Below are 4856 nucleotides of genomic sequence, written 5' to 3' on the forward strand. Positions count from 1 at the left end.
GCCATGGGCCTGGTTGCAGCGATCCCGGCGGTAGTGATCTACAACGTCTTCGCCCGCTCCATCACTGGCTACAAAGCCCAGGTGGCGGACGCTTCGGCCCAGGTGCTGCTGTTGGTTAGCCGCGACCTTGACCACTTGCCGGCTGAACGCAGCCAGCCACACGCGGTAAAAGTGAGCTGACATGGGCCTGCACCTGAACGACGGCGGCGATGATCTGGTTGAATCCCACGAGATCAACGTAACGCCTTTTATCGACGTCATGCTGGTGCTGCTGATCATCTTTATGGTCGCAGCCCCCCTGGCCACAGTGGACATCAAAGTCGACCTGCCCGCCTCCAGCGCCGAACCGCAACCGCGTCCGGACAAACCGGTGTACCTGACCGTTAAAGAGGACAAAAACCTCTATATCGGCGATCAGCAGGTCACCAAGGATCAGCTCGGCCAGGTGCTCGACCAACAGACCAAAGGCAAGAAGGACACCACGATCTTCTTCCGCGCCGACAAGGGCGTGGACTATGCCGACCTGATGGAAGCGATGAACAGCCTGCGCGCTGCCGGTTACCTCAAAGTGGGCCTGGTTGGCCTTGAGGCGGTCGGGCCGAAATGACCCTTACGCTGCGCAAAGCTTCTGGTTGGACGATCAGTTGGCTGTTGGTGCTGGCCGTGCATATAGGCATTGGCCTGTGGGCCTTGTACTGGCATGCCGAAACGGTTGCGGTGGAATTGCCGCCGCCGGCCATGATCATCGAGCTGCCACCGCTGCCCGAAGTGGTGCCACCACCACCCGCGCCAGCGCAGGTGATCGCGCCTGAGCCTGAGCCGATTCCGGAAGTGGTGGAAGCACCAAAGCCAAAGATCGTGCTGGAAAAGCCCAAGCCCAAGCCAAAACCCAAGCCGAAGGAAAAACCGGTCGAGCCACCGAAACCGGAAGAAAAGCCGGTTGAGCAAACCGTGCCCGACGCTGAACCCGCGCCGCCGGCGCCGGCTGCCGCATCGCAGGCGCCGCAACCGAGCGTCAACAGTGCCCCTTCGCAGGCCCAGGTCACCTGGCAGAGCAAATTGCTCACCCACTTGGCCCGTTTTAAACGCTACCCGGCCGAGGCATCCCGTCGCGGCGCTGAAGGCACCGTGCGGGTGCGCTTCACTGTGGACGCCGATGGCAAGGTACTTAGCGTTTCGTTAGAAGGCTCTTCCGGCAATGCCGCGTTGGACCGCGCCACCCTGAGCATGATCAAGCGCGCCCAACCGCTGCCCAAGCCGCCAGAGGAAATCCTTAACGGCAACAGCAAAGAAGTGACCGCGCCGTTCAACTACACGCTGGATCGCCGCTAACAGCGCACGTCAGATCAAGACCCGTGACCCGGACGTGCGCGAAAATTCGAGCACATTTAGCCGGGTTCGCGGGTTGGTTCCATTGAATACAACCGCTATGCTTGAGCGCTAATCAATGGAAAAACACTATGACCCTCACCGAACTGCGCTACATCGTCACCCTGGCACAAGAGCAGCATTTCGGGCGTGCGGCCGAGCGTTGCCATGTCAGCCAACCGACCCTCTCGGTTGGTGTTAAAAAACTCGAAGACGAACTGGGCGTGCTGATTTTCGAGCGCAGCAAAAGCGCCGTGCGCCTGACCCCGGTCGGTGAAGGCATCGTCACCCAGGCGCAGAAGGTGCTCGAGCAAGCCCAGGGCATTCGCGAACTGGCCCAGGCCGGGAAAAACCAACTGGCCGCGCCGCTGAAAGTCGGCGCCATTTACACCGTTGGCCCGTACCTGTTCCCCCATCTGATTCCGCAACTGCACCGCGTCGCACCGCAGATGCCGCTGTATATCGAAGAAAACTTCACCCACGTATTGCGCGACAAACTGCGCAATGGCGAGCTCGACGCCATCATCATCGCCCTGCCGTTCCAGGAAGCTGACGTACTGACCAAGGTGCTCTACGACGAGCCCTTCTACGTATTGCTACCAGCCGGCCACGCCTGGACCGCGAAGAAAACCATCGACGCCGAATTGCTTAACGACAAAAGCCTACTGCTGCTCGGTGAAGGCCACTGCTTCCGCGACCAAGTGCTGGAAGCCTGCCCAACCTTGCGCAAGGGCGGCGACGAACACGCCAAGCACACCACGGTGGAATCCAGCTCGCTGGAAACCATTCGCCATATGGTTGCTTCCGGCATGGGCATCTCGATCCTGCCGTTCTCGGCGGTGGACAGCCATCACTATGCCCCCGGTGTATTCGACGTGCGCCCGCTGACCCCGCCAGTGCCGTTCCGCACGGTGGCGATTGCCTGGCGCGCCAGCTTCCCGCGTCCTAAGGCTATCGACGTACTGGCCGACTCGATTCGCCTGTGCTCGGTGGCTCGTCCGCTGTCGCAAACTGCCTAAGGCGGCGCGCACATGACTGAGTTGGCGGCGGTGCCGGTAACCGCGCTGAAAGGCGTGGGCGCCGCGCTGGAAGAAAAGCTCGCCCGCGTGGGGTTGGAAAACCTGCAAGACGTGCTCTTTCACCTGCCCCTGCGCTACCAAGACCGCACCCGCGTCGTACCCATCGGCGCCCTGCGCCCGGGCCAGGACGCCGTAGTCGAAGGCGTGGTCGCCGGCGCCGATGTGCTGATGGGCAAGCGCCGCAGCCTGCTGGTGCGCCTGCAAGACGGCAGCGGCACCTTGAGCCTACGCTTCTACCATTTCAGCCAGGCGCAAAAAGACGGCCTCAAGCGCGGCACGCAATTGCGCTGCTACGGCGAAGCCCGGCCCGGTGCCTCCGGCCTGGAGATTTACCATCCGGAATACCGCGCCCTAACCGCCGAAAGCGACACCGGCGTCGAACAAACCCTGACACCGATCTACCCGACCACCGAAGGCCTGACCCAACAGCGACTACGCCAACTCAGCGAACAGGCACTGGCGCGTCTTGGTCCCCATAGCTTGCCGGACTGGTTGCCAGCCGAACTGGCCGAGGAATATCAACTCGGGCCGCTCGACGAAGCCATCCGCTACCTGCACCGCCCACCGGCCGACGCCAACCTTGAAGAGCTCGCCGAGGGCCGCCACTGGGCCCAACATCGCCTGGCCTTTGAAGAACTGCTGACCCATCAGCTGTCACTGCAACGTCTGCGTGAAAGCCTGCGCGCGCAAGAGGCGCCGCAACTGCCCCAGGCAAAAAAGCTGCCGGCCAAATTCCTGAAAAACTTAGGCTTCGCCCCCACCGGAGCACAGCAGCGCGTCGGCGCCGAAATCGCCTACGACCTCAGCCAACGCGAACCCATGCTGCGCCTGGTGCAAGGCGATGTAGGCGCGGGCAAAACCGTAGTCGCCGCCCTGGCGGCATTACAAGCGCTGGAAGCCGGTTATCAAGTGGCGTTGATGGCGCCCACGGAGATTCTTGCCGAGCAGCACTTCATCAATTTCCAGCGCTGGCTGACGCCGCTGGGTTACGACGTCGCCTGGTTGGCCGGCAAGCTCAAAGGCAAAGCCCGCGCCGCCTCGCTGGAACAGATTGCCGCTGGCGCGCCCATGGTGGTCGGCACCCACGCGCTGTTCCAGGACGAAGTGCAGTTCAAACGCCTGGCCCTGGTGGTGATCGACGAACAACACCGCTTCGGCGTGCAGCAGCGTTTAGCCCTGCGCAAAAAAGGCGTCGACGGGCGCATGTGCCCGCACCAACTGATCATGACCGCCACGCCGATTCCACGCACGTTGGCCATGAGTGCATATGCCGACCTCGACACCTCGATCCTCGACGAACTGCCCCCTGGCCGTACCCCGGTGAATACCGTGTTGGTCGCTGATAGTCGTCGCTTTGAAGTGATCGAGCGGGTGCGTTCCGCGTGCCATGAAGGGCGGCAGGCCTATTGGGTGTGCACGCTGATTGAAGAGTCCGAAGAGCTCACCTGCCAGGCCGCCGAGACCACCTATGAAGACCTGTCGGCGGCCCTCGGCGGGCTAAATGTCGGGCTGATTCATGGGCGCATGAAGCCGGCGGAAAAAGCTGCAGTGATGCAGCAATTTAAAGAGGGTGCGCTGCAGCTGTTGGTAGCGACCACGGTGATTGAAGTGGGCGTTGACGTACCCAACTCCAGCCTGATGATTATCGAAAACCCTGAGCGCCTGGGCCTGGCGCAACTGCACCAGTTGCGCGGCCGCGTCGGCCGGGGCAGCGCGGCCAGCCATTGCGTGCTGCTCTACCATCCGCCGTTGTCACAACTGGGCCGCGAGCGGCTGGGCATCATGCGCGAAACCAGCGACGGTTTTTTGATTGCGGAAAAGGACTTGGAACTGCGCGGCCCTGGCGAAATGCTCGGCACAAGGCAAACCGGCCTGCTGCAATTTAAAGTCGCCGACCTGATGCGCGATGCCGATCTGCTGCCCGCCGTACGCGATGCGGCACAAGAGTTATTGGCACGTTGGCCCCAACATGTCAGCCCATTGCTAGAGCGCTGGCTGCGTCATGGGCAACAATACGGACAAGTGTGATACAACTCACAAACGCCTGTCGGGTGACCGGTCAGTCAGAATCTTGGCTGGTTATACTCGGGCCAACCTAACGCACCGGATGCACGCTTATGACGGAAGTAGCCCTCGCCACCGATACCTCGGCGCAACCGCCGGCGGTTATTCTGCAGCTGCTAGAGAAACTGGGCGTTCCGTATCAGGTTTGTTATGAGCAACCGAAACTGGCCCTCGCCCAACGCGTGCAAGCCGTTTTGCTGGACGACGCCATCGGCGCCCTCCTGGTGCTCTACCCGCAAAGCCAATTGCTCGACCTCAATCGCCTCGCCGAATTGACTGGGCGCAAACTCGCTGCGGTCAAACCTGAGCGCCAAGAGCGCATGCTCGCCAAGCACAACCTAACCC

The 4856-nt window shown here is 61.8% G+C and carries 4 protein-coding genes and 2 pseudogenes; all 6 read left to right on the top strand.

All coding sequences use genetic code 11. The features are described 5' to 3' along the window. Positions 1-180, top strand: a pseudogene (locus AAAB16_RS25260) (tonB-system energizer ExbB); the annotation flags it as partial. A gap of 1 nt (position 181) precedes the next feature. Continuing rightward, positions 182-607, top strand: a complete 426-nt coding sequence (exbD, locus tag AAAB16_RS25265) for a TonB system transport protein ExbD (protein WP_340665833.1) — start codon at positions 182-184, stop codon at positions 605-607. Then, positions 604-1332: an energy transducer TonB gene (locus tag AAAB16_RS25270; RefSeq protein WP_340665834.1), complete on the top strand. Its 729-nt coding sequence runs from the start codon at positions 604-606 to the stop codon at positions 1330-1332. The genes exbD and AAAB16_RS25270 overlap by 4 nt, the downstream gene beginning before the upstream one ends. 128 nt (positions 1333-1460) lie before the next feature. Then, a complete protein-coding gene (locus AAAB16_RS25275) occupies positions 1461-2387 on the top strand; it encodes a hydrogen peroxide-inducible genes activator (protein ID WP_110615407.1) in 927 nt (308 codons plus the stop codon). A gap of 12 nt (positions 2388-2399) precedes the next feature. Then, complete coding sequence (gene recG / locus AAAB16_RS25280) at positions 2400-4475, top strand: ATP-dependent DNA helicase RecG (RefSeq protein WP_340665835.1); 2076 nt, start codon at positions 2400-2402, stop codon at positions 4473-4475. A gap of 89 nt (positions 4476-4564) precedes the next feature. After that, positions 4565-4856, top strand: a pseudogene (locus AAAB16_RS25285) (histidine kinase); the annotation flags it as partial.

Source organism: Pseudomonas sp. (assembly GCF_037994325.1).
Taxonomy (GTDB): domain Bacteria; phylum Pseudomonadota; class Gammaproteobacteria; order Pseudomonadales; family Pseudomonadaceae; genus Aquipseudomonas.

Coding starts and splice junctions, on each gene's coding strand:
- exbD (WP_340665833.1), top strand. CDS start 182: ATGGGCCTGCACCTGAACGACGGCGGCGATGATCTGGTTGAATCCCAC.
- AAAB16_RS25270 (WP_340665834.1), top strand. CDS start 604: ATGACCCTTACGCTGCGCAAAGCTTCTGGTTGGACGATCAGTTGGCTG.
- AAAB16_RS25275 (WP_110615407.1), top strand. CDS start 1,461: ATGACCCTCACCGAACTGCGCTACATCGTCACCCTGGCACAAGAGCAG.
- recG (WP_340665835.1), top strand. CDS start 2,400: ATGACTGAGTTGGCGGCGGTGCCGGTAACCGCGCTGAAAGGCGTGGGC.